Annotated in this window: 27 protein-coding genes; 17 read left to right on the forward strand and 10 right to left on the reverse strand. The window is 73.4% G+C overall.

Annotated features, from left to right (window positions below; translation table 11 throughout):
• Positions 1 to 55: 55 nt before the first annotated feature.
• From ACFWFZ_RS08110 to ACFWFZ_RS08120, 3 genes are all read right to left on the reverse strand, one after another.
• Positions 56 to 1,285: a cytochrome P450 gene (locus tag ACFWFZ_RS08110; RefSeq protein WP_387118236.1), complete on the reverse strand. Its 1,230-nt coding sequence runs from the start codon at positions 1,283 to 1,285 to the stop codon at positions 56 to 58.
• A gap of 107 nt (positions 1,286 to 1,392) precedes the next feature.
• Positions 1,393 to 1,638 (reverse strand): acyl carrier protein, encoded by a 246-nt coding sequence (locus ACFWFZ_RS08115; protein WP_366679124.1) that lies wholly within the window; start codon positions 1,636 to 1,638, stop codon positions 1,393 to 1,395.
• A gap of 84 nt (positions 1,639 to 1,722) precedes the next feature.
• Positions 1,723 to 2,673 carry a ribonucleotide-diphosphate reductase subunit beta gene (locus tag ACFWFZ_RS08120; RefSeq protein WP_387118239.1) on the reverse strand — a complete coding sequence of 317 codons (951 nt, stop codon included), beginning with the start codon at positions 2,671 to 2,673 and terminating at the stop codon, positions 1,723 to 1,725.
• A gap of 245 nt (positions 2,674 to 2,918) precedes the next feature.
• Between ACFWFZ_RS08120 and fabF the strand changes: the two genes are divergently transcribed.
• The 6 genes from fabF (at position 2,919) to ACFWFZ_RS08150 (ending at position 10,446) form a co-directional block, all read left to right on the forward strand.
• A complete protein-coding gene (fabF, locus tag ACFWFZ_RS08125; RefSeq protein ID WP_387118242.1) occupies positions 2,919 to 4,238 on the forward strand; it encodes a beta-ketoacyl-ACP synthase II in 1,320 nt (439 codons plus the stop codon).
• Positions 4,235 to 6,859, forward strand: coding sequence for a class III lanthionine synthetase LanKC (gene lanKC, locus ACFWFZ_RS08130; protein WP_387118245.1), 2,625 nt, complete (start codon positions 4,235 to 4,237; stop codon positions 6,857 to 6,859). Before fabF ends, lanKC begins: the two co-directional genes overlap by 4 nt.
• 64 nt (positions 6,860 to 6,923) lie before the next feature.
• Complete coding sequence (locus ACFWFZ_RS08135) at positions 6,924 to 7,010, forward strand: class III lanthipeptide (protein WP_199814445.1); 87 nt, start codon at positions 6,924 to 6,926, stop codon at positions 7,008 to 7,010.
• Positions 7,011 to 7,158: 148 nt separating this feature from the next.
• Positions 7,159 to 7,929, forward strand: coding sequence for an enoyl-ACP reductase FabI (fabI, locus tag ACFWFZ_RS08140; RefSeq protein WP_387118248.1), 771 nt, complete (start codon positions 7,159 to 7,161; stop codon positions 7,927 to 7,929).
• A 1-nt stretch (position 7,930) separates the two neighbouring features.
• Positions 7,931 to 8,959 (forward strand): agmatinase, encoded by a 1,029-nt coding sequence (gene speB, locus ACFWFZ_RS08145; RefSeq protein WP_387118252.1) that lies wholly within the window; start codon positions 7,931 to 7,933, stop codon positions 8,957 to 8,959.
• Positions 8,956 to 10,446 carry a class I adenylate-forming enzyme family protein gene (locus ACFWFZ_RS08150; RefSeq protein WP_387118255.1) on the forward strand — a complete coding sequence of 497 codons (1,491 nt, stop codon included), beginning with the start codon at positions 8,956 to 8,958 and terminating at the stop codon, positions 10,444 to 10,446. Before speB ends, ACFWFZ_RS08150 begins: the two co-directional genes overlap by 4 nt.
• 60 nt (positions 10,447 to 10,506) lie before the next feature.
• On the opposite strand, the gene ACFWFZ_RS08155 is transcribed toward ACFWFZ_RS08150, so the two are convergent.
• Positions 10,507 to 11,643, reverse strand: a complete 1,137-nt coding sequence (locus ACFWFZ_RS08155) for a beta-ketoacyl synthase N-terminal-like domain-containing protein (protein ID WP_387118258.1) — start codon at positions 11,641 to 11,643, stop codon at positions 10,507 to 10,509.
• A complete protein-coding gene (locus ACFWFZ_RS08160; RefSeq protein WP_387118261.1) occupies positions 11,640 to 12,161 on the reverse strand; it encodes a hypothetical protein in 522 nt (173 codons plus the stop codon). Before ACFWFZ_RS08160 ends, ACFWFZ_RS08155 begins: the two co-directional genes overlap by 4 nt.
• An 83-nt stretch (positions 12,162 to 12,244) precedes the next feature.
• Between ACFWFZ_RS08160 and ACFWFZ_RS08165 the strand changes: the two genes are divergently transcribed.
• The 5 genes from ACFWFZ_RS08165 to ACFWFZ_RS08185 all read left to right on the forward strand — a co-directional run bounded on the left by ACFWFZ_RS08165 (position 12,245) and on the right by ACFWFZ_RS08185 (position 16,176).
• Positions 12,245 to 13,426, forward strand: a complete 1,182-nt coding sequence (locus tag ACFWFZ_RS08165) for a macrolide family glycosyltransferase (RefSeq protein WP_387118263.1) — start codon at positions 12,245 to 12,247, stop codon at positions 13,424 to 13,426.
• A gap of 54 nt (positions 13,427 to 13,480) precedes the next feature.
• Positions 13,481 to 14,212 carry a GNAT family N-acetyltransferase gene (locus ACFWFZ_RS08170; RefSeq protein ID WP_387118266.1) on the forward strand — a complete coding sequence of 244 codons (732 nt, stop codon included), beginning with the start codon at positions 13,481 to 13,483 and terminating at the stop codon, positions 14,210 to 14,212.
• Entirely contained in the window at positions 14,209 to 14,970 is a 762-nt protein-coding gene (locus ACFWFZ_RS08175) for a PIG-L family deacetylase (protein WP_387118269.1), read from the forward strand. The genes ACFWFZ_RS08170 and ACFWFZ_RS08175 overlap by 4 nt, the downstream gene beginning before the upstream one ends.
• Positions 14,970 to 15,575: a methyltransferase gene (locus ACFWFZ_RS08180; protein ID WP_387118272.1), complete on the forward strand. Its 606-nt coding sequence runs from the start codon at positions 14,970 to 14,972 to the stop codon at positions 15,573 to 15,575. The genes ACFWFZ_RS08175 and ACFWFZ_RS08180 overlap by 1 nt, the downstream gene beginning before the upstream one ends.
• Positions 15,576 to 15,696: 121 nt before the next feature.
• Positions 15,697 to 16,176: a hypothetical protein gene (locus tag ACFWFZ_RS08185; RefSeq protein ID WP_387118275.1), complete on the forward strand. Its 480-nt coding sequence runs from the start codon at positions 15,697 to 15,699 to the stop codon at positions 16,174 to 16,176.
• On the opposite strand, the gene ACFWFZ_RS08190 is transcribed toward ACFWFZ_RS08185, so the two are convergent.
• The 4 genes from ACFWFZ_RS08190 to ACFWFZ_RS08205 all read right to left on the reverse strand — a co-directional run bounded on the left by ACFWFZ_RS08190 (position 16,157) and on the right by ACFWFZ_RS08205 (position 18,847).
• Positions 16,157 to 16,786 (reverse strand): Maf family protein, encoded by a 630-nt coding sequence (locus ACFWFZ_RS08190; RefSeq protein ID WP_387118277.1) that lies wholly within the window; start codon positions 16,784 to 16,786, stop codon positions 16,157 to 16,159. The two genes, ACFWFZ_RS08185 and ACFWFZ_RS08190, sit on opposite strands and share 20 nt — an antisense overlap.
• Before the next feature lie 22 nt (positions 16,787 to 16,808).
• Positions 16,809 to 16,943: a morphogenic membrane protein MmpB gene (gene mmpB, locus ACFWFZ_RS08195; protein WP_257856429.1), complete on the reverse strand. Its 135-nt coding sequence runs from the start codon at positions 16,941 to 16,943 to the stop codon at positions 16,809 to 16,811.
• A gap of 80 nt (positions 16,944 to 17,023) precedes the next feature.
• Positions 17,024 to 17,236: an acyl-CoA carboxylase epsilon subunit gene (locus ACFWFZ_RS08200; RefSeq protein WP_030028528.1), complete on the reverse strand. Its 213-nt coding sequence runs from the start codon at positions 17,234 to 17,236 to the stop codon at positions 17,024 to 17,026.
• An 18-nt stretch (positions 17,237 to 17,254) separates the two neighbouring features.
• Positions 17,255 to 18,847, reverse strand: coding sequence for an acyl-CoA carboxylase subunit beta (locus ACFWFZ_RS08205; protein ID WP_356812472.1), 1,593 nt, complete (start codon positions 18,845 to 18,847; stop codon positions 17,255 to 17,257).
• Positions 18,848 to 18,978: 131 nt separating this feature from the next.
• Between ACFWFZ_RS08205 and ACFWFZ_RS08210 the strand changes: the two genes are divergently transcribed.
• From ACFWFZ_RS08210 to hutH, 5 genes are all read left to right on the forward strand, one after another.
• Entirely contained in the window at positions 18,979 to 19,845 is an 867-nt protein-coding gene (locus ACFWFZ_RS08210) for a biotin--[acetyl-CoA-carboxylase] ligase (RefSeq protein WP_387118282.1), read from the forward strand.
• Between the two features lie 220 nt (positions 19,846 to 20,065).
• Entirely contained in the window at positions 20,066 to 21,214 is a 1,149-nt protein-coding gene (locus tag ACFWFZ_RS08215) for an adenylate/guanylate cyclase domain-containing protein (protein WP_387118285.1), read from the forward strand.
• A 129-nt stretch (positions 21,215 to 21,343) separates the two neighbouring features.
• Positions 21,344 to 22,141, forward strand: a complete 798-nt coding sequence (locus tag ACFWFZ_RS08220; protein WP_387118288.1) for an enoyl-CoA hydratase/isomerase family protein — start codon at positions 21,344 to 21,346, stop codon at positions 22,139 to 22,141.
• Between the two features lie 120 nt (positions 22,142 to 22,261).
• Positions 22,262 to 23,377, forward strand: a complete 1,116-nt coding sequence (locus tag ACFWFZ_RS08225; protein ID WP_387118291.1) for a diguanylate cyclase domain-containing protein — start codon at positions 22,262 to 22,264, stop codon at positions 23,375 to 23,377.
• Between the two features lie 118 nt (positions 23,378 to 23,495).
• Entirely contained in the window at positions 23,496 to 25,037 is a 1,542-nt protein-coding gene (gene hutH / locus ACFWFZ_RS08230; protein ID WP_387118424.1) for a histidine ammonia-lyase, read from the forward strand.
• A gap of 116 nt (positions 25,038 to 25,153) precedes the next feature.
• On the opposite strand, the gene ACFWFZ_RS08235 is transcribed toward hutH, so the two are convergent.
• Positions 25,154 to 25,492 carry a hypothetical protein gene (locus ACFWFZ_RS08235; RefSeq protein WP_387118294.1) on the reverse strand — a complete coding sequence of 113 codons (339 nt, stop codon included), beginning with the start codon at positions 25,490 to 25,492 and terminating at the stop codon, positions 25,154 to 25,156.
• A gap of 155 nt (positions 25,493 to 25,647) precedes the next feature.
• Between ACFWFZ_RS08235 and ACFWFZ_RS08240 the strand changes: the two genes are divergently transcribed.
• Positions 25,648 to 25,941, forward strand: a complete 294-nt coding sequence (locus ACFWFZ_RS08240) for a hypothetical protein (protein ID WP_387118297.1) — start codon at positions 25,648 to 25,650, stop codon at positions 25,939 to 25,941.
• The last annotated feature ends 46 nt before the right edge of the window (positions 25,942 to 25,987 follow it).

The following is a 25,987-nucleotide window of genomic DNA, read 5'->3' on the forward strand; positions in this document are numbered from 1 at the left end:
GCGTCGCGTGTGTCCGGCCCGGGGCTTTGCGCCCCGGGCCGGCGGCCGTCCGGGGTCATTTCAGGTCCAGCGGGAGCCGGTCGTAGCCGCGCAGGGAGGTGACGCGTGTACGGGCCTGCGCCGGGCCGGCGTGGGCGATGTGCGGGAAGCGGGCCAGCAGCCGGGGGAAGACGACCTGGGCCTCCATCCTGGCGAGGGCGGCGCCCAGGCAGTAGTGGGCGCCGGCGCCGAAGCTGAGCGAGCCGGACACGGGCCGGCCGGGCAGGAAGGTGTCGGGGCGCTCGTACCGTGCGGGGTCGCGGTTCGCCCCGGCGAGCAGGGCCACGACCTGGGTGCCCTTCTCGATGCGCACCCCGTTCAGCTCGGTGTCCTCGCCGGTCCAGCGGGAGGCGATCTGGATGGGCGGGGTGAAGCGCAGCATCTCGTCGACCCAGGCGGCGACGTTGTCGGGCTCACCGCGCAGGCGGGTGAGGAGCCCGGGGTGGTCGAGGAGGGCGGCGGTGCCGTTGCCGATGAGGTTGCTGGTCGTCTCGTATCCGGCGGAGTACAGCAGGACCAGGTTGGCGAGCAGCTCGCGGTGGGTGAGGCGGTCGCCGTCCGCGTCGCGGACCGCGATGAGCGTACTGACCATGTCCTCGCGCGGATCGGCCTGCCGCTCGGCCACCAACGCGCCCAGGCGGTCCCACAGTTCGGCGGTGGCCGCGTCGGCGCGTTCCAGGTCGGGGCCGAGGAGGTTGTGCTCGATGGCGGAGGTGATGTCCCGTACCCGCGGGCCGAACCAGGCCCGGTCCTCCTCGGGGATGCCGAGCAGTTCGCCGATGACGGTGATGGGGAGCGGCAGGGCGAGCCGTTCCATCAGGTCGACCGGACCGGTGGAGGCGTGTTCGGCGAGGTCCTCCAGCAGGGCGTCGGTCAGCCGCTCCACCGCCGGCCGCAGTCCCTCCACGCGGCGCGGGGTGAAGGCCCGGCTGACCAGGCGCCGCAGCCGCTCGTGATGGGGCGAGTTCTGATTGACCATCTCGCCCATGAGGGAGTGGACGGCCAGGTGCTCGGCTCCCTCGGGCCAGGTGCGGGCGAGCCATTCGTCGTCCTCCACCCGGAAGAGCGGATCGCGCAGCACCCGGTCGCAGTCGGCGTAGCGGGTGACGACCACGGTCCCGTCGGGCAGCCGGGCCACGGGGGCCCGCTCGCGGAGCACCGCGTAGAGGGGGTAGGGGTCGGGGCAGCCGAGCGGGCTGAACAGGGCGCGAAGAGCGCGGCGTACCTGGACCCGGTCGTCGCTCATGGTGCCTCCTGGCCCCGGGCTCGTGCGGGCGAGTCCGGGAGTGGGTGGATGCGCCGCTCCGGCCCCGGGGCGGCGCGGGCCGAAGCAGCGGCGGGAGGAACGGGCGGTCAGCCGGCCAGCTGCTTCTCGATCCGGATCACGATGTCGGACACCAGCCGGAGCTCCTTGAGCTCCTCTTCGGGCAGGCTCACCCCGAAGCGCTCCTCGGCGGCGACGATGACCTCGACCATCGCCAGGGAGTCGACGTCGAGGTCGTCGATGAAGGACTTCTCCTCGGTCACGTCGGCCGGCTCCACGTCGGCGACCTCGTTCAGGATCTCGGCGAGGCCGGAGATGATTTCTTCACGCGTCATGGCGGTTACCTCTCTTGGAATGTGTGGCGGTGGCTGTGGGGCGGGGGAGCGCGGTGCGGCGGCGTACGGGCGCGCGCCGGCGGCTCAGCGGTCCTCTTCGGCGGGCGGCTTCGGAGCGGAGAGGCCGACGACGTGGTCGGCGAACTTCTTCTCGATGCCGATGAGGCGCAGTTGGCGGTACAGGCTCTCGATGCCGAGCTGCTTCATGGTGAGCCCCTGCGGGGCCGAGTCCGCCTCGCCGCCCTCCTCGATGTTGAGGGCGATCGGCGCGGCGAGCTCGATGATCTCGCGGATGTCGTCGCCGTAGCCCTCCTGCACGCCTTGGCGCAGCGCGTGCAGACCGAAGCTGACGTGCCGGGACTCGTCGCGGCACATCGCCGTGAAGCCGGCCTTCAGTCCGGCCAGCAGCGGGATGCCGTGCAGGGAGTTCACGATGGCCCGCTGTCCGACGAGGGCCAGGACGCCCTCGGTGATCAGGTGGAAGAGAGCCACCGCGCGCAGCCAGCGACGGTAGTCCGAGGGGTGCTGCTGCAGCTCCCGGATGATCTCGGTCTCGACGCGGCTGAGTTCCTGGTGGGCGGGCGTGACCATGTTCCACGCCTGCACCAGCATCCGCTTGGGGTCGGGGTCCAGGCCGAGGATCTCCTCACCGAGGCGCAGCATCAGCTGCGTGTGGCGGGTCTCGTCGGCGATCTGCGTACCGAGGTAGAGGTGGTCGCGCTCCTCGGGGGCTCCGGTGAGGATCGGGCCCAGAAGGTCGAGACCGGTGTACTCGCCGATGATGAAGGTGGCGATGGACTCCTCGATCATCCTGCGTGCGGCCTTCGGGAGCCGCTTGTCGAAGTCCTCGCGGTCCGGCCCGAGTTCGATGGCCTGAGCCGACCACTGCTGCTTCTCCCAGCGCTCGTAGAGAGCCTGTGGCTGTGGCTGCTGTTCGGTGACGAGGTCGGCGTGCCGAAGGACGTCCCGCAGAGGGAGCTTCGGCATCTCGGCGAGCGAGGCGTCATCGAGCAGCAGTGTGCTCCAGCGCGGCATATCAACTCTCCATGACTCTTGAGTCAAGTTCATGACTATCCATGAATTCGACAGTGAACAGCACGCACGGCGCATCGTCAACGTGAAGGGGTGGCCGGCGGGATGCCTCCGGGAATCGCTCAGTCATATTTCTTGACTCGCGAGTCGAGAGTGTGTCAATGTTTGGTCATCGCCCCGGCAGGACGCCCAACAGGCCCCCGCCGAAGGGTGGTTGACGCTCACGGCAATCAGGGAGGGAGGCGGACATGGCGCAGACACGGACTCGTGCCCCGGAACACCGGGTGGTCATCACCGGCAGTGGCGTCGTCTCCCCCATCGGCTGCACCACCGAGGAGTTCTGGGCCTCGGCCACGGCCGGGCGGAGCGGGATCCGCACCATCACCCGCTACGACGGCGACACCCTTCCGACCCGGTTCGCCGGCGAGGTCGTGGACTTCGACCCGAAGCCGTACATGCCCAACAAGCAGGGCCGCCGACTCGACCGGTACGCCCAGTTCGCCCTCGCCGCCGCCCTCCAGGCGGTGCGGCAGGCCGGGCTGGAGACCGACGGGGAACGCGCCACCCGGACCGCCGTCCTGGTGGGTTCCGGCTACGGCCCCGGCCAGCTCATGCAGTCGGCCATCCACGACCTGCGCGACCACGGACGGCGCCGGATGACCCCGTACCTCGCCTCCAGCGGTTCGCTGGACAGCGCGGCCGGCGAGATCGCCTTCCGGCTCGGCGCGCGGGGCCCCTCCGGCGCCACCGCCACCGCCTGCGCGACCGGCGCCACCTGCATCGGCGACGCGATGCGCATGATCCGCCACGGTTACGCGGACGTCGTCGTCGCCGGCGGGGCCGACGACGCGGTCAATCCGCTCGACCTCGCCGCCGCAGCCAACGCCGGTGCGCTCTCCCGCCGCGACGACGACCCCGGCCGTGCCAGCCGCCCCTTCGACCGTGCCCGGGACGGGTTCGTCATGGGCGCCGGCGCCGGCATCGTCGTCCTGGAGTCCGCCGAGCACGCCCGCCGCCGCGGCGCCACCGTGCTGGCCGAACTGGCGGGCTACGGCGCGACCACCGACGCCTACCACTCGACCCATCCCCACCCCGAGGGCCTCGCCGCCCGGCAGGCCATGACCGACGCCCTGGACGACGCGGGGGTGCGGCCCGAGGAGATCGACCACATCTCCGCCCACGGCACCGGCACCCAGCTCAACGACCGCATCGAGAGTGCGTCGATCCGGGCCGTGTTCGGGCGCCACGCCCTGCGCGTCCCCATCAGCTCGCTCAAGTCGATGACCGGCCACATGATCGGCGCCGCCGGCGCGGTCGAGCTGATCGCCGCGGTCCACACGATCCGCGACGGGATCGTGCCGCCCACCGTGAACTGCGACGACCCCGAGGACACGGAGCTGGACTACGTGCCGCACACCGCGCGTCCCCACGCCGTGCGCACCGTGCTCAGCAATTCCTTCGGCTTCGGCGGGCACAACGCCGTGCTCGTGCTCCGGGCCCCGTCCGGGCCGTCCGGGGCGCCGTCGCAGTCCCCGCCGAAGCCGGAGTCCCAGGGAGGACAGCGATGACCAGCACGAGGCCGCAGCCCGAGGAGTACTGCCAGGCCAGCCGCGTCTTCTACGACATCGCCGGCCGCCACAACGAGGACGACACCTCCTGGTTCACCCAGACCGGCGCCCCGGCCCACGAGGGCTTCGAGCGCCGCGAGATGGACGTGTGGATCGTGCACACGCCGGTCGGCCACGTCATGCCGCAGCAGGGCTGGAAGATCCACATCTCCGGCCTGCCGGACAACGCCCGGCGCATCGTGGACGCCGCCTGGGACTACTGCACCCGCGAAGGACTGCCGTTCAAGTTCCTGCGCAGCGTCGACGTGCTGACCACCCACAGCCTCAAGTACGCCCCGCGCTCCTCCAGCGGCAAGCTGGTGACGATCTACCCGAGCGACGAGCACCAGCTGCGCCGCGCCCTGGACGACCTCGGCGGCCTCCTCGACGGCGAGGCGGGCCCCTACATCCTCACCGACCTGCGCTGGAACGCCGGGCCGCTGCACGTGCGCTACGGCGGCTTCGTCGCCCGGTGGTGCACCGACGAGGACGGCTCTCCCGTCGCGGCGATCGAACGCCCCGACGGCACGCTGGTCCCCGACCGGCGCCGGCCCGTGTTCGAGGTGCCCGAGTGGGTCCAGCTGCCCTCCTTCCTGGCCGAGCAGCTCGCGGCCCGCGAGGCGAGCGGCTCCGCCGCGGACTTCCCCTACCGGGTCGAGCGCGCCCTGCACTTCTCCAACGGCGGCGGCGTCTACCTGGCGAAGGACGCCCAGGGGCGCCAGGTCGTCCTCAAGGAGGGCCGCCCCCACGCAGGCCTCGACGGCCGCGGCAGGGACGCGGTGACCCGCCTGGCGCGGGAGCGCCGGGCCATGGAGCACCTCGCCGGCATCCCCGGCATCCCGGCCCTGTACGAGCACCGCGTCGTGTGGGAGCACCACTTCCTCGCCGTGCAGCACCTGGAGGGCGACACCCTGCAGGGCTGGCTGGCCCGGCACTACCCGCTGACCAAGGCCGGACCGACCGACGGTGAACTCACCGCCTACGCCCGCCGGGCACAGGCCGTGGCCGACCGCATCGAGCGGCTCGTGGCCCAGGTGCACGCCCGCGGCATGGTCTTCGGCGACCTGCACCCGGCGAACATCCTCATCGACGACGAGGACCGCGTCGCGCTGGTCGACTTCGAACTCGCCGTCCCCGTCGAGGAGGCGGACCGGCTCGGCCTCGGCCACCCCGGTTTCGCCGGAGCCGGACGCACCGGCTTCGACATCGACCGGCACGCCCTGGCCGCCCTGCGGCTGTGGCTGCTGTTCCCGCTCACCGGGCTGAGCGAGCTCGACCCGGGGCGCGGCGTCCGCCAGGCGGACATCGCCGAGAGGCGGTTCGCCCTGCCCGCCGGCAGCCTGGACGCCGTACGCCGTGAACTGGCCCCCGGCGAGCAGGCCCGCGACCGGGTGCCGCCCGTGCTCCGCGAGGCGCCGAGCGTGGACCTGGACCAGGAGCGGCCCGACTGGGCGGCCGTACGGAAGTCCCTGGCGGAAGCCGTCCTGCTCTCGGCCGCCCCCGAGCGCGGCGACCGGCTCTTCCCCGGCGACGTACGGCAGTTCCTCACCGACGGACTGGGCCTCGCCCATGGTGCGGCGGGCGTCCTGTGGGCGCTGCACACCTCGGGCGCGGGGCGCTTCCCCGAGCACGAGGAGTGGCTGCTCGAAGCCGCCGCCCGGCGGCCCCCGTCGCGGCCGGGACTCTACGACGGCGCGCACGGAGTCGTCCACGTCCTGCGGGAGTTCGGCCACCTGGACGCGGCCGAGGAACTGCTGGCCCGTAGTGCGCAGGCCGTCGGGACGCTGCGCGACCTCAGCCTGCAGCGCGGCACCGCGGGCATCGGCCTCGACCTGCTGGAGGCCGCCGCCCGCACGGGCGGCGGCGACCACTTCCGCCGCGCGCTGGGCCTGGCCGACCGGATGGCCGACGCGATCACCCTGGGCACCGCCCCGGGCATCACGGCCGGCCCCGGCCGGGGCAGCCGGGCCGGGCTGCTGCGCGGCTGGTCAGGGCCCGCCCTGTTCTTCCTGAGGCTGTACGAGGACACGGCGGACGCGGCCCACCTCGACCTGGCGGTCCGGGCCCTCCACCACGACCTCGACCTGTGCGGCGTCGCCGAGGACGGCTCGCTCCAGGTGGACGGCGGGTTCCGGCTGCTGCCGTACCTGGAGGTGGGCAGCGCGGGCATCGCGCTGGTCGCGGACCAGGTTCTCGCCCACCGCCGGGAGAAACGGCTGGAGCAGGCGCTGCCGCTCCTGGCGCGGGCCGCAGAGCCGGAGTTCACCATCGAGCCGCACCTGTTCGGCGGCCGGGCCGGCCTGCTGGCCACGCTCGCCTCGCTGCGCACCCGCACCGCGGGAACGGCACCCGGGGCGGCCGTGGCGCGGCACCTGTCGCGACTGCACTGGCACGCGCTGTCCTACCGCGGCCACCTCGCCTTCCCCGGCGAGCAGCTGCGCAGGATCTCGATGGACCTGGCCACCGGCAGCCCCGGCATCCTGCTGGCCCTCACCGCGGCACTCGACGGACGGCGGGACTTCCTGCCCTTCCTGGCGCCGCGCACGGACCGCCCCACCGGCGTGGACCACCACGCCCCCTGAGCTCCGGACGGCACCAGCCGACCGGTTGTCCACTGACCCCGACACACGGAGAGGAGGAAACACCATGTCGATCGTTCTCGACCTGCAGGGCCTTGAGGTCCCCGCCGAGGAGACCACGCGCGTCGCCAGCACCGCCAGCAACCACTGCTGAACGAGCTGAGCAGCTCCGGTGCCCGCCCTTCGGGGCGGGCCCCGGAGCTCATCCATTTCCACATGTTCCACGCGTTCTGCGCGTTCGGCGCGTTCCGTGCGCCGGACCGGCCCCGGCGCCCCGAAGGACCTTTGAGGGAGAGACCCGTATGAGCGGCCTGCTCGACGGCAAGAGACTCGTCATCACCGGTGTGATCACCGAGAGTTCGATCGCCTACGCGGTGGCACGCCTCGCCCAGCAGGAGGGCGCGCACATCGTCCTCACCGCGTACGGACGCGCCTCGCTGGTGCGGCGACTGGCCCGCCGACTGCCCCATGAACCTCCGGTCGTGGCACTCGACGTCACCGCGCCCGACCAGCTGGCCACGCTCGCGGACCGCGTCGGCGAGCACCTCGACGGTGTCGACGGCGTGCTCCACTCGATCGCGCACGCCCCGGCCGAATGCCTCGACGGCGGCTTCATGAGCGCCGGGTGGCCCGAGGTCTCCGCCGCCCTGCACACCTCCACGTACTCGCTCCAGGCCCTCGTGGTGGCCTGCCGGCCCCTGCTCCGCCCCGGCGCGTCCGTCGTCGGCGTGGACTTCGACGCCTCCCGGGCCTGGCCCGGCTACGACTGGATGGGCGTGGCCAAGGCGGGCCTGGAGGCGTGCAGCCGCTACCTCGCCCGCGAGCTCGGCCCCGACGGCATCAGGGTCAACCTGGTCGCGGCCGGCCCCCTGCGCACCCTGGCCGCCCGCGGCATCGGCGGCGACGGACCGGCCTTCGAGACCGGGTGGGCGGCACGCGCCCCGCTCGGCTGGGACTCCTCCGACGCCGCCCCCGTCGCCCGTACCTGCCTGGCACTGCTGTCGGACTGGCTCCCCGCGACCACGGGAGAGATCGTCCACGCCGACGGCGGCCACCACATGATCGGGAGCTGACGTGCACCATCTCGGATCGGCCCACGGGCCCGACATCACCTTCCTCGGCGTCCCCCGGCTCGACCTGTCCGACCCGCCCGCGGACGCCGACGTCGTCATCCTCGGCGCCCCCTTCGACGGCGGCACCTCGCACCGACCCGGCGCCCGCTTCGGTCCGTCCGCGATGCGCCAGGCCTGCTACCTGCCGCAGAACGGCGCACGCCGCAGCCTGGCCATGGGCGTGGACCCGCTCACGGAACTCAAGGTGTACGACGCCGGCGACGTCCCCTGCTACTCCGGCGACATCGAGCAGAGCATCCGGAGCATCGAGCAGGCGGTACGGATGACGGCCGCGCTCGGCGCGATCCCCGTCGTGCTCGGCGGCGACCACACGATCGCGCTCCCCGACATGCGCGGCCTGGCCCGCCACCACGGCTTCGGACGCATCGCCATGCTGCACTTCGACGCCCACGCCGACACCGGCGAGGTGGAGGACGGCCCGCTGTACGGCCACGGCAAGCCGATGCGCCAGCTCATCGAGTCGGGCGCGGTGCGCGGCGACCGCTTCCTCCAGATCGGGCTCCGCGGCTACTGGCCCGGCCCGGACACCCTGCGCTGGATGGCGGGCGAGGGCATGCGCTCGTACGAGATGTCCGAGATCACCTCGCGCGGCCTGCCGGCCTGTCTCACCGAGGCCTTCGCCGTCGCCATGGACGACTGCGACGGGGTGTTCCTGTCGGTCGACGTGGACGTGGTCGACCCCGGCCAGGCGCCGGGCACCGGCACTCCGGAGCCCGGCGGGCTGACCTCCCGTGAGCTGCTGGACGCGGTGCGCCGGATCGCCTACGAGCTTCCCGTGGTCGGCGTCGAGGTCGTCGAGGTGGCACCCCCCTACGACCACGCCGACATTACCGCCTACCTGGGCAACCGCGTCGTCCTGGAGGCGCTGTCCGGCATCGCCCGGCGGCGCCGCGACCGGGCCCTGGGCACGCGGTGGGATCCGCGTACCCCGCTGCTGGAACGGCAGACGCGAGAAGGAGCAGACCGGTGACCGTGACGAGGACCGGGGAACCGACAGCACGGACGGCACGGACCGCGCCCCCGGGCCGGGCGGCCGGCGCTCCCGCCGCCGCCCCGCAACTGGCCGACGCGGCCGGGACGCTCACCGGGGCCGCGCTCACCCGCCGGGTGCTCGCCGCCGCGGCAGAGCTGCGCGGGCGCGGCGTCGGACCGGGCGACCGGGTCCTGGTCAAGGGCGACAACTGCGTCGACTACGTCGTGGCCCTGCTCGCCCTGATGCACCTGGACGCCTCGCTGGTGCCGGTGGACCACCGCCAGTCGGCGGCGGACGGCCGGTTCGCGGCCCGCCGGGCGCGGGCGCGATGGCTGCTGACCCGGGAAGCGGCCGCCGCCGACTTCCCCGGCGAGCACGTGCTGGCCTATCCCGGCCTCGGCGAGGGCTGCGCCCCGCTGGGCGGCGAGGTCGACCTCGCCGCGTGGTTCGCCCGCGCCGACGCCGTGGTGCTGTGGTCCTCCGGAACGACCGGCCCGCCCAAGGGAATCGTGAAATCCGGGCGCGCGGTGCACGACAACACCCGGCGCACCATCGCGGCCATGGGGTACCGCGCGGACGACGTGCTCGCCCCGCTGCTGCCCTTCTCCCACCAGTACGGTCTGTCCGTGGTGCTGCTGTGGTGGCTGGCCCGCTGCACGCTGGCCGTCACGCCCTACCAGCGGCTCGACGTGGCCCTCGCCCAGGCCGCCGGGCACGGGGTCACCGCCGTCGACGCGGCCCCGTCCACCTACCACTCCCTGCTCGGCGTCGTGCGCCGCCGCCCCGAGCTGAAAGCCGCGCTGAGCCGCGTACGCGTCTGGGGCGTCGGCGGCGCCCCGCTGCCCGCGCCGCTCGCGGCGGCCTTCCCGGCTGCGCTGGGCCGGCCCCTCCTCGACGGGTACGGACTGACCGAGCTCGGGAACGTCGCGCTGGCCACCCCCGACGTGCCCACCGGCTGCGGCAGGCCGCTGCCGGGCATCGAGGTGCGGGTCGTCCGCCCGGACGGCGAAAGGGCCGCCCCCGGCGAGCTCGGCGAGATCGAGGTGCTCTCGCCCGGGCTGATGGAGGGCCACCTGCTCGACGACGGCACGCTCGCCCCCGTCCCGCAGGGCTCCTGGTACCCGACGGCCGACCTCGGGCACCTCGACGCCGAGGGCCACCTGTACGTGGTGGGGCGCAACCAGGCCGTGCACCGGTCGGGCTTCACGCTCTACCCGGAAAGCCTGGAGCGCAAGGCCGAGGCGTGCGGGCGGCAGGTCAAGGCGCTGGCGGTGGAGGACCTGCGGCGAGGCTGCGCCCTGCACTTCGTCGTGGCTGACCCCGGCGGAGGCTCGCCGGCCCAGTGGCGCCGGCGGATGGCCCCGCACCTGGCGGAGTACGAACAGCCCAACGCCGTGCACGTCGTCGACCGCTTTCCGCTGAGCGCCAACGGCAAGACCGACACGGCGGCCCTGCGGAGGATGGTCGGTGTGGGGGCCGCCTGATCCGCCCGCCCCGGTGCCGATCGCTCCGCTCGACCCCCGCGGGCGCAGCGACCCGCTCCTTCACCGCCGGAGCAGGACCAGCGAGGCGTTGTTGCCCCCGAAGCCGAAGCTGTTCACGGCGGCCGTCCGCGCACCGGAGACCTCCGTCGGGGCCGTCGGCAGCACCAGCCGGCCGGTCGGCTCCGGGGTGGTGAGGCCCGCCGTGGGCGGGACGATCCCGCTGCGCAGCGTCCCGGCGGCCGCGGCGATCGCCGGTGCGCCGGAGATGTGCAGCAGGTGGCCGATGGCCCCCTTGTGCGAGCTGACGGGCAGGGCGCGGGCGCCGCAGTCCGCGGCGAGGGCCTCGACGGCGGCCAGTTCCGCCGCGTCGCCCTGACCGGTCCCGGTCGCGTGGGCGTGTACGTGGTCCAGCCCGTGCACCGAGGCGTCGTCGAGGGCGTCGCGCATGCATGCGGCGACCCGGTCGGTGTCCGAGGCGGCGGACTTGGCACCCGAGACCCGGCAGGCCGCGCCCGCGACGACGAGGTCCGCCGACGCCCCGCGGGCACGGGCGTGCGCGGCGCTCTCCAGGACGACGGCGCCTCCGCCCTCGCCGAGCGAGATGCCCGCCCGTTCGACGTCGAAGGGCCGGGCGGCCGTGCGGCCGACGGCCCGGACGACGTCCATGCTGGCGTACTCGTACCGGTTGAGCACCGAGGAGCCCACCACGGCGGCCACGGGCGCGGCGCCCGCGCGCAGCAGCTCGCGGGCGTACCCGACGGCGAAGACGGCGGAGGCGCAGGCGTGCGAGAGGTGCACGCACCGCAGGTCCGGGCGTACGCCGAGGACCTCGGCGGGGTCGGGGCCCATGAACTCCCGCTCGTCGCCGGTCGGCCGGGTGCGGCCCTCGTCGGGCCGGGGGAGGGGAGCCTGGCCGACGAGGACCACGAGGGCGCCGTCCGGGAGCCGGTCGAGGCCCGCCGCGTGCAGCGCCTCCTTCAGGGCGGCCCGGGCGTAGGCGCTCTTGCGGGGGCCCCCGTCCGGCTCCCGGCCCGCCTGCGGCACCTCGCCGACCGGTTCGCCCCGGTAGGGCGGCGCGGTGAAGCGCCGGGCCGGCCCCAGGGCGGAGCGTCCGCCGAGGAGGCCCCGCCAGTACGCCTCCACGCCGCGGCCGAAGGGGGTGACCAGGCCGAGGCCGCTGATGACGATGTCGCTCACAGGCCGGACGCCTTCCAGGTGGTGGCGAGGGCGAGGCAGTCCGCGTCACGCGGGTCCTCGCCGGGGAACACGATCAGGTCCAGTACGACGGCGGCCGGGCGGGCGGCGGTGAGGGGAGGGGTGAACTCCGCGTCGGACGCCGGCAGCCGCCCCAGCAGGTAGCAGTCGCCGCGGTGGTGCGAGGCGGTCAGGTAGGGGCGCACGAGTTCGGAGGTCTCCAGCCCGACGGAGTCCGAGGGCCGCAGCCGGCGTGCGCTGTCGTGGCAGCGGGCGACGAAGCGCCGGGCCGCCCAGGTGCCGTAGTCCTGGCACAGGACGTACAGCGGGGCCGTCGCCCGGACGTCCTCGGGCAGCGCGCCGAAGGCGGCGCCGAGGGCCGCGGAGGCCGCGTCCGCCGGCTTGCGGTGCACGGGGGGCGTCGCGAGCGGCGCCGGGACGGCGGCCAGCCGGGCCTCGTCGGTCCCGGCGAGAGCCCGGTGCCACCGCACCGCGACGGGCCTTCTGGTTCCTGTCGTCATCCCAACCCCTCTACCGCAAGTCATGATCTGTCGAATATGCTCAGCCGGTAGTCAATTTTTGTCAACGAAATGAAAGGGGAGTCATGCCGCTCCACGTCGGATTCGTGGGGATCGCGTGGCACGGACATGTGAACCCCACCCTCGGCCTGGTCGAGGAGCTGGTGCGCCGGGGCCACCGGGTCTCCTACGCGGTCACCGAGGCGTTCGCCGAGACGGTCCGGGCCGTGGGTGCGGAGCCCGTCGTCTACCGCAACCCGGTCGACGACGCCCTGACCGACGACGGCCTGGAGATCTCGCCGACGGACTTCCTCCGGGAGGCCGAGGCCGCCCTGCCCGTGCTGGCCGAGGCCTGGGCCACCGACCGGCCCGACGTCATCGCCTACGACGGGATCGCCTGGGCCGGACGGGCCCTCGCCGCCAAGTGGCACATCCCGGCCGCCGAGATGTGGCCCTCCTTCGTCTCCAACGAGCACTTCTCCCTGGAGGCGGAGTTCCTGGCGGACCAGCCGCTGCACCCCGCAGTCCTGCGGTTCGTCCGCGAACTGACCCGCTTCCTCACCGCCCACGGCCTGCCCGCGACATCCGCCGGCGACTTCCTCGGCCACACCGAGCCGCTGCGCCTGGTCTTCCTGCCGCGCTCCTTCCAGTACCGCGGGGAGACCTTCGACGACCGCTTCGCCTTCGTCGGACCCTGCGCCGGAGACCGCGGGTTCCAGGGCGACTGGCGCCCCGCCGCGGACCACCGGCCGGTGCTGCTGGTCGCTCTGGGCACCGCCTGCTACGAATGGCCCGAGTTCTTCCGCATGTGCGGCGAGGCCGTCGCGGACCTGCCCTGGCAGGTCGTCATGGCCTACGGCCCCGGACTCGACCCCGGCGCCGTCGGCCCGCTGCCCGACCACGTCGACGCCCGGCCGCACGTCCCCCAGCTCGCCGTCCTGCGCCATGCCGACGTGTTCGTCACCCACGCGGGCATGGGCAGCACCATGGAGGCCCTCCTCCACGGAACCCCGATGGTGGCCGTCCCGCAGACCCGGGAACAGGCCGCCGTCGCCGAGCGCATCGGCCAACTGGGCCTCGGAGTCCGCCTCGACCGCGAGCAGCTGACCGCGCACACCCTGCGCGAAGCCCTCGTGCGCGTCATGGACGACCCCCACATCCGCGCCAACGCCGCACGGATGCGCGAAGAACTGCACTCCGCGGGCGCCGCCCCCGAGGCCGCCGACCGCCTGGAACGGCTCGTCGCGTCCGCCGCCGACGGCACCTGAGCACCACCCCAGCCATCCATCCACCCATCCAGCACCTTCACTCAGGGAGTCCCCATGCAGGGCAAACTCGTCAGGCTCGAACGGCCCAGGGACGAGGACTACGAGCTGATGGCACGGTGGTTCGGGCCGGACGCCCCCGCCGCCGTCATGGCCGCCACCGACGGCGACGTCGTCACCGCCGAGGAGTTCCGCCGGCTCGACCAGAGCGGCGGCCTGCGCCAGTTCGCCGTCCGCGACGCCGAGGACCGCACCGTGGGCGCCGTCCACTTCAAACACCAGGGCCCCGTCGGCGGATACGTCCTCGGCGGCGCGATCGGGGACCGCGAGCTGTGGCGCCGAGGTCTGGGCGCCGAGGCCTTCGACCTCCTGATCGACCACCTCTTCCACGCCCGCAACGCCCACCGCGTGCAGTTCACCACGGCGCTCTACAACAAGAACGTGCTCCGCCTGGTCACCGGCGTCGGCTTCACCCTTGAGGGCATCCTGCGCGAGTACTTCTACCTCGACGGCCGCCACCACGACGGCGCCGTGTGGGGACTGCTGCGCCACGAGTACTACGCGGCCGTCGAGGAACTCAAGCGCACCGACGCCACGTTCTGCCTTCCGGACGCCATACCCGAGGCGGACAAGGAAGAGGCCCGCCGCCTCCTCGCCCAGTACATCGCCGGACCGTTCGGCAAGACCTCGACGGGGCTCCTGCTCGCCGCCGCCGGCGTCGCCCCCGCGGACGGCGACCGGGACCGTACGTACGAGGGCGACCGGCAGGCCGGGGCCGGCGAGCGGTGACATCGCAGCGCTGGAGCACCCTGGTCCTCTCACCGCACTTCGACGACGCGGCCCTCTCCGTCGCCGGCCTGCTCGGCCGGCTGGACGGCCCCGCCGCCGTGGCCACCGTCCACGGCGGCGCCCCGCCCGCGGGGGCTCCCGTCTCCTGGTGGGACGCGGGCTGCGGATTCGCCACGGCACGCGAGGCCCACCGCACACGCCGGGAGGAGGACGCGCGTGCCTGCGCCCTGATGGGGGTGGAACAGCTCACCCTGCCCAACGCCGACAGCCCCTACCGCGACGGCGGCGCCCTCACCGGGCTGAGCGAACTGCTGCGGGAGCTGCACCCGGACACCAAGGTCCTGGTCCCCCTCGGCACCAACCAGCCGGACCACGCGGCCGTCCGCGACCAGGCCCTCGCCGCCCTCGCCGACCCGGCGGGCCCCCGGCCGTACGTGTACGCCGACCTGCCCTACACGGGCGCCGTACGCCGGTGGGGCACGGACGCGGCGGTCGAACGCCTGACCCGCGACCCCGCGTACGGGGGCGCGCTGCGCGAGACCGCGGCCCGCTACCGGATGCGGGTGGCGTACGACGTCCGCCTCGACGACACCGAATGGGCCGCCAAGCGCGCGGCCATCGTCTGCCACAGCTCGCAACTCGCCCCGGTGGCCGTCGGCCACGGCCCCTTCCTGCGCAGGCCCGGCCCCCTGCAGGCCGAGCTCGTCTGGGAGCTGGAGCCGCTCGGGGACGCCACCGCACACACCCCGGAGCCCTGATGCCCGCCACCCGCCGCACCTCGGTGTCCACCGCACACTTCGAACAGGCCTACCGCGCCCGGACCGATCCCTGGGGCACCCTGCACAAGGCCTACGAGCGGGAGAAGTTCGCCGACACCGCCTCCCTGCTGCCCCCCGGGCGCTTCCGCTCCGCACTGGAGATCGGCTGCGGCGTCGGCGCCCTGACCCGGCTCCTGGCGCCGCACTGCGACACGCTGCTCGCCACCGACTGCTCCGGTGCGGCCGTCGAACAGGCCCGCGGCAACTGCGCGGACCTGGAGGGCGTCTCGTTCGCGACGCTGCGGGTGCCCGAGGACCTGGCCGACGGTGAGGCGGACCTCGACCTCGTCGTCATGTCCGAGGTGGGCTACTACCTGTCGGACGCCGACCTCGCGCTCGCGGCCCGGCGGATCCGCGCACGGCTGCGGCCCGGCGGCCACCTGCTGCTCGCGCACTGGGTCCACGAGGGACCCGAGGGGGTCATGACCGGACGGGGGGTCCACGAGGTGTTCCGCTCCGTTCCCGGGACGGTCCAGGTCGCCGGCCGGGAGGAGAGCCGTTACGGCGAGACGTACCGGCTGGATCTGCTCCGGCGAGAACCGTAGGGCGCCGCCGCTCCGGCCGGCGGTCCGCAACCCGGGTGCGCGGATGTCTTGTCCATCGGGCTACCCGTTAGTAGCCTCCAGGCGTCGAACAGGCTTGTGACACGAGGGGGGTGGGCACACCGTGCTGCGAAGACTCGTGGCCGCGCTGGCCGCGATCGTGCTCGTCGCGGAGGCGGCGGTGCTCGTGCTCGTCCACATCGTGCTGGGCCGGACCACGGCCAACCAGTCGATGTCCATCGCGGGCAGCGATCCGGACGTCATGTCCATGGCCACCTACGCCATGGGCGCGGGCATGGGCGCCTTCCTGGTGCTGTGCGCCGTGCTCGCCGCCGCCACCGCGCTGCGCGACCGCCCGCCGGGCCGCTTCGCCCGCGTCGTCCTCATCGGCGCCGCCGTCACCCACGCCGTACTCGGCATCCTCGCCGTCGGCCTGGTCGGCTGGGCCGCCTTCGCGACGCTGATGGCGATCCTGTGCCTCCTCGTACTGATCCTCACGCTCTACCCCGCCGCCCGGCCCGGTGGCGAGGGCGACGGCGGCGGCCCGGTCGCAGACGCCCCGCCACCGCCGCCGGTCGGGGAGCTCAAGCCCACAAGTCCGTGATCGACACGCCCAGTTCGCCCAGCAGGGAGCGCAGCAGAGGCATGGACAGCCCGATCACGTTGCCGTGATCCCCGTCGATGCCGTCGATGAACGGCGCCGACAGCCCGTCCAGGGTGAAGGCACCCGCCACGTGCAGCGGCTCGCCGCTCGCCACGTACGCCGCGATCTCCGCGTCCGTCGGCTCGCCGAAGCGGACCGTCGTCGACGCCGTGGCCGAGACCTGCCGCCCGGTCGCCGTGTCGATCACGCAGTGCCCGGTGCGCAGCACGCCGGCCCGGCCGCGCATCGCCTTCCAGCGCGCGGTGGCCTCCTCGGCGTCCGCGGGCTTGCCCAGCGCCTCGCCGTCCAGCTCCAGCACCGAGTCGCAGCCGATCACCAGGGCGCCCGAGGCCTCGTCCAGGCCGGCCACGACGGCCGCCTTCGCCTCGGCCAGCGCGAGCGCCAGCCCGGCCGGCTCGTCGTGGTCCAAGGTGTCCTCGTCGAAGCCGCTGACGATCACGTGCGGGGCGAGGCCGGCCTGCCGCAGCAGGTTCAGCCGGGCGGGGGAGGCGGAGGCGAGGACGAGCCCCCGCGTGGGGGAGGGCACGGGCATGGCAGTCATGCCCGCCATCGTAGGCGCGGGCGGACGCGGCTCAGAAGTGGCTCACGCCGAGGACGTAGACCACCACGAGCATGGCGAGGGCGAGCACCACGGTGAGCCGCCGGATCATCGCCTGCGCGTCGCGCATGTCCTTGGGCGGCTCGTTCTTCGGGTCGGACCAGAGCATGTTCCGATCCTGGCCCCGGGGGCGGGTCCGGCGCCTGAGTACGGGTACTCAGGCGCCGTCCCGCGTTCACCACATGCCGGCTACCCGGGCCAGTACGTACGGCCCCAGGCCCGCGGCCCCGGCTGCGGCAGCCGCCGCCGTGCCACCCGGGCCGGCGTCGACCACTCGTCCGTGACCTGCGGGGCGCCCGACGGCTGCGACGAGGCCAGCAGCGCCGCGCGCGCTTGGACCACCGCCAGTGCGGCGGCCAGCTCCTCCGGGGTCGGATTGCCCTTGACGACCTTGATCACCACGGTGACCTCCTGGAGGGACTAGAGGGGGATGTTGCCGTGCTTCTTCGGCGGCAGGGACTCCCGCTTGGTGCGCAGCTGCCGCAGCCCCTTCACCACGTGCGCGCGGGTCTCGGACGGCATGGCCACCGCGTCGATGTAGCCGCGCTCGGCCGCCGTGTACGGGTTGAGCAGCGCGTCCTCGTACTCGGCGATGAGCCGGGTCCGGGTCTCCTCCACCTCCTCGGGAGCGGCCTCGGCGAGCGTGCGGCGGTGCAGGATGTTCACCGCGCCCTGCGCGCCCATCACGGCGATCTGCGCGGTCGGCCAGGCCAGGTTCAGGTCCGCGCCGAGGTGCTTGGAGCCCATGACGTCGTAGGCGCCGCCGAAGGCCTTGCGGGTGATGACGGTGATCAGGGGGACGGTGGCCTCGGCGTACGCGTAGATCAGCTTGGCGCCGCGCCGGATGATTCCGTTGTACTCCTGGTCGGTGCCCGGGAGGAAGCCCGGAACGTCCACGAACGTCAGAACCGGGATGTTGAAGGCGTCGCAGGTCCGCACGAAGCGGGCCGCCTTCTCGGAGGCGTCGATGTCCAGGCAGCCGGCGAACTGCATCGGCTGGTTGGCGACGACGCCCACCGGGTGGCCCTCGACCCGGCCGAAACCGGTCAGGATGTTCGGCGCGAAGAGCGACTGCGTCTCCAGGAACTCCGCGTCGTCCAGTACGTGCTCGATCACGGTGTGCATGTCGTACGGCTGGTTCGCGCTGTCCGGGATCAGCACGTCGAGCTCGCGGTCGGTGTCGGAGACCTCGGTGTCGGCCTCCTCCGGGAACGCGGGGGGCTCGGAGAGGTTGTTCGACGGGAGGTAGGACAGGAGCGACTTCACGTACTCGATGGCGTCCTTCTCGTCACCCGCCATGTGGTGCGCTACGCCGGACGTGCTGTTGTGCGTACGCGCACCGCCCAGCTCCTCGAAGCCGACGTCCTCGCCGGTGACCGTCTTGATGACGTCCGGGCCGGTGATGAACATGTGCGAGGTCTGGTCGACCATCACCGTGAAGTCGGTGATCGCGGGCGAGTACACGGCGCCGCCGGCGCAGGGGCCGACAACCAGGCTGATCTGCGGGATCACGCCCGAGGCGTGGACGTTGCGGCGGAAGATCTCGCCGTACATGCCCAGCGCGCTGACGCCCTCCTGGATGCGGGCGCCGCCGGAGTCGTTGATGCCGACGAGCGGGCAGCCGGTCTTCAGCGCGAAGTCCATGACCTTCATGATCTTCTGGCCGAAGGTCTCGCCGAGGGCCCCGCCGAAGACGGTGAAGTCCTGCGAGAACACGGCGACGGGGCGGCCGTCGACCGTGCCGTAGCCGGTGACGACGCCGTCGCCGTAGGGCCGGGTCTTCTCCAGCCCGAAATTGGTGGAGCGGTGCCGGGCGAACTCGTCCAGCTCGACGAAGGATCCCTCGTCCAGCAGTAGGGCAACCCGCTCACGCGCCGTCAGCTTGCCCTTGGCGTGCTGCTTCTCCACGGCACGGGCGGAACCGGCGTGGGTGGCTTCGTCGATGCGGCGCTGCAGATCCGCGATCTTGCCCGCGGTGGTGTGCATGTCGATCGGCTCTGACGGATGTGACATCGGGGTCGCGGCTCCCTGCGTGGTGTCAACTGCCTGGTCAATTGATTGACTACTGCTGGCTACTGGTGCGTAGCGTATCGGCGGGCATGGCGCTCGGCAGTGCGGCGTTTGACACACCTACATTGGGTTGCATGACGCCATCAGATGCCTCAGCAGGAGCCTCCGCAGGTCGTTGGTCGAGCCTGGAGCGCCCGCCGCTCAACGCCGCCGCGCTGCGCCGGGCCCTCGTCACCGGGGACGGGTTGTGGACCTCCCTGGAGGTGGTCGCCTCCACCGGGTCCACCAATACCGACCTTGCCACGCGCGCGCCGGAGCTGCCCGAGGGGGCCGTCCTCGTCGCCGAGGAGCAGAGCGCCGGACGCGGCCGGCTCGACCGGAGCTGGGTGGCTCCCGCCCGGTCCGGGCTGTTCTTCTCCGTCCTGTTCAAGCCGGGCGACGCGGTCCCGCAGGAGCAGTGGGGGTGGCTGACGCTGCTGGCCGGTGTGGCCACCGCGACCGGGCTGTCCCGGGCCGCCGGCGTGGACACCGCCCTCAAATGGCCCAACGACCTGCTGGTCAGCGTCGAGGGCGAGGAGCGCAAGGCCGGCGGCATCCTCGCCGAGCGGGTCGCGGACGGCGTCGTGGTCGGGATCGGCCTGAACGTCACACTCACCGAGGAGGAGCTCCCGGTGCCCGCCGCCGGTTCGCTGGCGCTGGCCAAGGCCACCGTGACCGACCGGGACCCCCTGCTGAGGGCCGTGCTGCGGTCCCTGGAGGAGTGGTACGGGAACTGGCGCGCCGCCGGCGGCGACCCGGCGGCCAGCGGCCTCCAGGAGACCTACGCGGCGGGCTGCGCCACCCTCGGCCGGCATGTGCGCGCGGAGCTCCCGGGCGGGCGCACCCTCACCGGAACGGCCGAAGCCGTCGACACCGATGGCCGTCTGGTGATCCGCACCTCCGAAGGGACCCACGAGGCGGTGGGGGCGGGCGACGTCGTCCACCTGCGATCCGTGCACTGACGGGGCCGGGGCCGGGCGTGCGGCGGAATGCACAGAATGCTGCGTTTCGGGTGCGTACGGCCTCATGCGCCGCCGTGCGGAGCGCGGGCCGTGCCCGGATCGAAGCCGGGGAGGGGAGTGAGCTACGGCACACCTGCCGTATGGTTTAGGCGATCCCGCTGCTCGTGGTGATCAACCGGTTCGGCAGGGCAGTGCGCACGGAATGGACAGGAGGCGGCCCTTGACCGTCGACGACTCTGCTTCCGGCGCGTCCGCCTCCGGGCCCACTGGTCCGGGCACCCCGATCGGGCGCGACCAGCACACTCCCCACCACGAGGTCGACCACACCGTGCAGCCGACGGCGGATCCCCTCGCGATCCGCCTGGAGCAGCTGATCCTCGGCGCCGAGCGCCGGTACACGCCGTTCCAGGCCGCCCGTAGCGCCGGGGTGTCGATGGAGCTCGCCTCCCGCTTCTGGCGGGCCATGGGCTTCGCCGACATCGGCCAGGCCCGGGCGCTGACGGAGGCCGACGTACTGGCCTTGCGGCGGCTCGCCGGCCTGGTGGAGGCCGGGCTGCTGTCCGAGCCGATGGCGGTGCAGGTGGCGCGGTCCACCGGGCAGACCACGGCGCGGCTGGCCGAGTGGCAGATCGACTCGTTCCTGGAGGGGCTCACGGAGCCGCCGGAGCCGGGGATGACCCGGACGGAGGTCACGTACCCCCTGGTCGAGCTGCTGCTGCCGGAGCTGGAGGAGTTCCTCGTGTACGTGTGGCGCCGCCAGCTGGCGGCGGCCACCGGACGCGTGGTGCAGGTCGCGGACGACGAGGAGATGGTCGACCGGCGGCTCGCGGTGGGCTTCGCCGACCTGGTGGGCTTCACCCGCCTGACGCGCCGGCTGGAGGAGGAGGAGCTCGGCGAGCTGGTCGAGTCCTTCGAGACGACCGCGGCGGACCTGGTGGCCGCGTACGGCGGACGGCTGATCAAGACGCTCGGTGACGAGGTGCTGTACTGCGCCGACGACGCGGCGACGGCGGCGGAGATCGCCCTGCGGCTCATCGAGACGATGGAGGCGGACCCGCAGATGCCCGAGCTCCGGGTCGGGATCGCCTTCGGCACGGTGACGACCCGGATGGGCGATGTCTTCGGGACCACGGTGAACCTCGCGAGCCGCCTGACCTCCATAGCTCCCAAGGACGCCGTCCTGGTGGACGGGGCGATGGCGGAGGAGCTCTCCCGGACCGGCGCCGCGCCGGTGTCGGAGAAGGAGGCGGAGACGCAGCCCGACGAGGGCGCGGCCTACCGGTTCGCCCTCCAGCCGATGTGGCAGCGCCCGGTGCGCGGCCTGGGAGTCGTGGAGCCCTGGTCGCTGACGCGCCGCAAGCGTCGCTGACGCGCCGCAAGCGTCACCGGCCCCGCACACCGACATCACGACCGGACCGCAATGCGCCACGGGCCCGGCCCGATCGGTGGGGCACCCCCTAATATCCCCGGGGTAACGTTCGTTAACCGGGAGGGTCCTATGGCGTCCGAGTTCGAGTCGGAGTTCGTGGCGGTACGCCGCCACGAGGGCGGGGTCGCGGAGCTGGTCCTGGACCGCCCCAAGGCCATGAACGCGGTGTCCACCGACATGGCCCGGGCCATCGGCGCCGCCTGCGCCGCGCTGGCCGCGGACCGCACCGTACGGGTGGTCGTGCTCTCCTCCACCGCCGAGCGGGCCTTCTGCGTCGGGGCCGACCTCAAGGAGCGCAACTCGCTGTCGGACGCCGAGCTGGTGCGGCAGCGGCCGACCACGCGCGGGGCGTACGGGGGCGTACTGGAGCTGCCGATGCCCACGGTCGCGGCCGTGCACGGCTTCGCGCTGGGCGGCGGCTTCGAGCTGGCCCTGGCCTGCGACGTGATCGTCGCCGACGAGACCGCGGTGGTCGGCCTGCCCGAGGTCTCGGTGGGCGTGATCCCGGGCGGAGGCGGCACGCAGCTGCTGCCGCGGCGCGTGGGTGCCGCGCGGGCCGCCGAGCTGATCTTCACCGCGCGCCGGGTGGAGGCCGCCGAGGCGCTCTCCCTGGGCCTGGTGGACTCCGTGGTCCCGGCGGGCCGGGATACGGCCGAGGCGCTGGCCCTGGCGTCGCGGATGGCCGCGAACTCGCCGGTGGGCCTGCGGGCCGCCAAGCGCGCGCTGCGGCTGGGGCACGGGATGGACCTGGCGGCCGGCCTGGAGATCGAGGACGCCGCCTGGCGGACGGTCGCCTTCTCCGGTGACCGCGCGGAGGGTGTGGCGGCCTTCAACGAGAAGCGCAGGCCGAACTGGCCGGGGGAGTAGCCGAGGCCGTTGCCCGGTCGGGCGTGGTGTGCGCCCGGCCGGCCCCCGCTGGTGATCTTGGTGGCACCAAAACCCGCGCCAACTGTCTCAAAATCTGACAAAACTCCCTAACCTGGGGTGATGGGAGCTGACGGGCGGCTGCGAGCCGTGGTGGGCCTCGCCCAGGCGATGGCCGCGGCGGGCACGCCGCGCGACAGTGTGCGTGCGGCGGCGCGGGGCGCGCGCCTGGCGATGGACGGCTCGTTCGCCGCGATCTCCGCGTGGGAGCGGGAGCGGGGATGCCTGCGCGTCCTCGTGAACGAGGGGGAGCGGAGGGCCGGCGAGGAGGAGTTCCCCGAGGACGAGTCCTACCCGGTGCACGACTTCCCCGAGGTCACCGAGTTCCTGCACGAGCGGTGGGTGGGCGGCGGCGGCCCGCACGCCTGGGTCGAGAGCGCCGTCGGCGACCGGCCGGGGCGGCGCGGCGAGGCCCTGCGCCGCCGGGGCCGCGGTACGTGCGTGGTCGCGCCCGTCGTGCTCAGCGGGCGGGCCTGGGGCGAGCTGTACGTGGCCCGGGACGAGGGGCTGCCCGACTTCGACGAGGACGACGCGGAGTTCGCCACCGTGCTCGCCGCCGTGGTCGCGGCCGGCCTGGCGCAGAACGAGCGGCTGGAGGAGGCGCGGCGGCTGGCCTTCACCGATCCGCTGACCGGGCTCGCCAACCGCCGGGCGGTCGACATGCGCCTCGACGAGGCCCTGGAGGAGCACCGGCGGACCGGTGTCGTCGTCAGTCTCGTCGTCTGCGACCTGAACGGACTGAAGAAGGTCAACGACACCCTCGGGCACGCCATGGGCGACCGGCTGCTGGAGCGGTTCGGGTCGGTGCTGAGCCTGTGCGGGGCCATGCTGCCGGGCGCCCTGGTGGCGCGCCTGGGCGGCGACGAGTTCTGCCTGGTCGGGGTCGGCCCGCCGGCGGACGACGTCGTGAGGGTCAGCGAGGAGCTGTGCACGCGCGCCGCCGAGCTGGAGCTGGGCGAGGGCGTGGCCTGCGGCGTGGCCTCCACCGGGGATCCCATCGGTCCGCTCACGTCCTCCCGGCGGCTGTTCCGCCTCGCGGACGCCGCCCAGTACAAGGCGAAGGCGGCCCGTTCGGCCGCGCCGGTGGTGGCGGGCCGGGACACGGCGGTGGTGCGGCTGGCGGACGCCGCCGCCCAGGAGGCCCCGGGGGAGCGGCGGCGCTTCCGCGGCCGGCAGTGACCACTTCCCCGGATGCCGCCCGGCGCGTCAATCCGTAAGGGGTCCAGAGGCTGCGCGATCGTGACAGATCTAGCTAGTGACATACAGCGATTCAATCCGTAGGGTGCTGAATATGGATATGCACACTGTCGTGGTGGGGACGTCCGGTACCACCGCCGAGGACGTCATCGCCGTTGCCCGCGGCAACGCACGGGTCGAGCTGTCCGGCGAGGCGCTCGACGCGCTCGCCCGCGCCCGCGAGATCGTCGACGCGCTGGCCGCCAAGCCCGAGCCCGTCTACGGGGTGTCCACCGGGTTCGGCGCCCTCGCCTCCCGGCACATCAGTCCCGAGCTGCGCGCCCAGCTCCAGCGCAACATCGTCCGCTCGCACGCCGCCGGCATGGGCCCGCGCGTCGAGCGCGAGGTGGTCCGCGCCCTGATGTTCCTCCGGCTCAAGACCGTCGCCTCCGGCCACACCGGCGTACGCCCCTGCGTGGCGCAGACCATGGCCGCCGTGCTCAACGCCGGGATCACCCCGGTGGTCCACGAGTACGGCTCCCTCGGCTGCTCCGGCGACCTCGCACCGCTGTCCCACTGCGCGCTCGCGCTCATGGGCGAGGGCGACGCCGAGGGTCCCGACGGCACCGTCCGCCCCGCCGGCGAACTGCTCGCCGAGCACGGCATCGAACCGGTCGAACTGCGCGAGAAGGAGGGCCTGGCCCTCCTCAACGGCACCGACGGCATGCTCGGCATGCTGGTCATGGCCCTCGCCGACCTCGACAGGCTCTACAAGTCCGCCGACATCACCGCCGCCCTCACCCTGGAGGCGCTGCTCGGCACCGAGAAGGTCCTCCAGCCCGAGCTGCACGCCATCCGCCCGCACCCCGGCCAGGGCGCCTCCGCCGCCAACATGGCCGCCGTGCTGAAGGGCTCCGGGCTGACCGGGCACTTCCAGGAGGAGTCCGCCCCCCGCGTGCAGGACGCGTACTCCGTGCGCTGCGCCCCGCAGGTCGCCGGCGCGGGCCGCGACACCATGGCGCACGCCGCCCTGGTCGCCTCGCGCGAGCTGGCCTCCGCCGTCGACAACCCGGTGGTGCTGCCCGACGGCCGCGTGGAGTCCAACGGCAACTTCCACGGCGCCCCCGTCGCCTACGTACTGGACTTCCTCGCCATCGCCGCCGCCGACCTCGGCTCCATCGCCGAGCGGCGCACCGACCGGCTGCTCGACAAGAACCGCAGCCACGGCCTGCCGGCTTTCCTCGCGGACGACGCCGGCGTGGACTCCGGTCTGATGATCGCCCAGTACACGCAGGCCGCCCTGGTCAGCGAGATGAAGCGGCTCGCCGTGCCCGCCTCGGCCGACTCCATCCCCTCCTCCGCCATGCAGGAGGACCACGTCTCGATGGGCTGGTCGGCCGCGCGCAAGCTGCGCACCGCCGTCGACAACCTGACGCGGATCATCGCCATCGAGCTGTACGCCGCCACCCGCGCCATCGAGCTGCGCCACGGGCTGACGGCCGCCCCGGCCAGCCTCGCCGCGATCGCCGCCGCCCGTGCGGCGGGCGTGCAGGGACCCGGGCCGGACCGCTTCCTCGCCCCCGACCTGGCCGCCGCCGACGCGTTCGTCCGTACCGGCGGGCTGCTCGCCGCGGTGGAGCCGGTGACGGGTCCGCTCGCCTGACGGCGGGCACCGCCGGCGCCGCACTGCGGTACTGCGACACTGCGGCGCTGGTGAACTGCCGCACGGCCGAGGGCCGCCCCGGGATCACTCCCGGGGCGGCCCTCGCCGTTCGTGGATCACGCCCCGGGGCGGCGGCGTACCGAGTAGGCGACGAAGGCGGCCCCCACGCCGAGGCAGAACGTACCGCCCAGGAGGTAGGGGGTGGTGTCGACGGATCCGGTGTCGGCGAGCGAGAGGGACTGCGCCCGCGCTCCGGAAGCGGAAGGGGGCGAGCCTGTGATCGTCCCGGTGCGCGCGGTCCCGTCGGCCGCCTCCGGGGTGTTCGCGCCCACGGGTACGCCGGAGGATCTCTCCGCCGCTTCCGGAGCGGTCGCGCCCGCCGAGGGCACGAACCACAGGGCGGCGAGGAGGGTGGTCGCTCCGAGAGCGGTGAGCATCGGTCGGCGTGCGGACACGGTGCGATCCCCCTTGTGGCAGCAGCGAATTGGCCGTGTGCGGTGATGCTACGGAAAGGGGCGGGTCGTGGGAAAGTCAGGGCATCCTCGGGCTTACTCTCCGTCGTATGAACCCTTCTGAGACATCACGATATGTACGGCTTCGGGTGGATCTGGTGCTGGAAGTGCCGGACACCCAGGCGCTCACCGGAGCCGCACTCGAACACATCAAGGCCGACGAGTTCATGCCGGACGAGGAGCGCAGCCATGCGGAGGCCGCCGTCCGGGAAGACGAATCGGAAGCCCTCGCCTACCTCGTCGACCCCACTGACCTGGTCGTCGACATCCCGGGGGTGGAGCTCGCCCAGGCCTCCTGGAGCAGCGAGCCCGTCGAATACGACCCCGAGTCGATGGAGTGGGACCTCGACGAGGAAGATGGGGACTTCGACCAAGAACCCGACAACGCCTGACCGTGTGGTCGCCCACATCCCGACGGAATGTGGAACCGGCCGGCGC

The organism is Streptomyces sp. NPDC060232 (genome assembly GCF_042726555.1).
GTDB lineage: Bacteria > Actinomycetota > Actinomycetes > Streptomycetales > Streptomycetaceae > Streptomyces.

Coding starts and splice junctions, on each gene's coding strand:
- ACFWFZ_RS08110 (WP_387118236.1), bottom strand. CDS start 1,285: ATGAGCGACGACCGGGTCCAGGTACGCCGCGCTCTTCGCGCCCTGTTC.
- ACFWFZ_RS08115 (WP_366679124.1), bottom strand. CDS start 1,638: ATGACGCGTGAAGAAATCATCTCCGGCCTCGCCGAGATCCTGAACGAG.
- ACFWFZ_RS08120 (WP_387118239.1), bottom strand. CDS start 2,673: ATGCCGCGCTGGAGCACACTGCTGCTCGATGACGCCTCGCTCGCCGAG.
- fabF (WP_387118242.1), top strand. CDS start 2,919: ATGGCGCAGACACGGACTCGTGCCCCGGAACACCGGGTGGTCATCACC.
- lanKC (WP_387118245.1), top strand. CDS start 4,235: ATGACCAGCACGAGGCCGCAGCCCGAGGAGTACTGCCAGGCCAGCCGC.
- ACFWFZ_RS08135 (WP_199814445.1), top strand. CDS start 6,924: ATGTCGATCGTTCTCGACCTGCAGGGCCTTGAGGTCCCCGCCGAGGAG.
- fabI (WP_387118248.1), top strand. CDS start 7,159: ATGAGCGGCCTGCTCGACGGCAAGAGACTCGTCATCACCGGTGTGATC.
- ACFWFZ_RS08160 (WP_387118261.1), bottom strand. CDS start 12,161: ATGACGACAGGAACCAGAAGGCCCGTCGCGGTGCGGTGGCACCGGGCT.
- ACFWFZ_RS08165 (WP_387118263.1), top strand. CDS start 12,245: ATGCCGCTCCACGTCGGATTCGTGGGGATCGCGTGGCACGGACATGTG.
- ACFWFZ_RS08170 (WP_387118266.1), top strand. CDS start 13,481: ATGCAGGGCAAACTCGTCAGGCTCGAACGGCCCAGGGACGAGGACTAC.
- ACFWFZ_RS08180 (WP_387118272.1), top strand. CDS start 14,970: ATGCCCGCCACCCGCCGCACCTCGGTGTCCACCGCACACTTCGAACAG.
- ACFWFZ_RS08190 (WP_387118277.1), bottom strand. CDS start 16,786: ATGGCGGGCATGACTGCCATGCCCGTGCCCTCCCCCACGCGGGGGCTC.
- mmpB (WP_257856429.1), bottom strand. CDS start 16,943: ATGCTCTGGTCCGACCCGAAGAACGAGCCGCCCAAGGACATGCGCGAC.
- ACFWFZ_RS08205 (WP_356812472.1), bottom strand. CDS start 18,847: ATGTCACATCCGTCAGAGCCGATCGACATGCACACCACCGCGGGCAAG.
- ACFWFZ_RS08210 (WP_387118282.1), top strand. CDS start 18,979: ATGACGCCATCAGATGCCTCAGCAGGAGCCTCCGCAGGTCGTTGGTCG.
- ACFWFZ_RS08220 (WP_387118288.1), top strand. CDS start 21,344: ATGGCGTCCGAGTTCGAGTCGGAGTTCGTGGCGGTACGCCGCCACGAG.
- ACFWFZ_RS08225 (WP_387118291.1), top strand. CDS start 22,262: ATGGGAGCTGACGGGCGGCTGCGAGCCGTGGTGGGCCTCGCCCAGGCG.
- hutH (WP_387118424.1), top strand. CDS start 23,496: ATGCACACTGTCGTGGTGGGGACGTCCGGTACCACCGCCGAGGACGTC.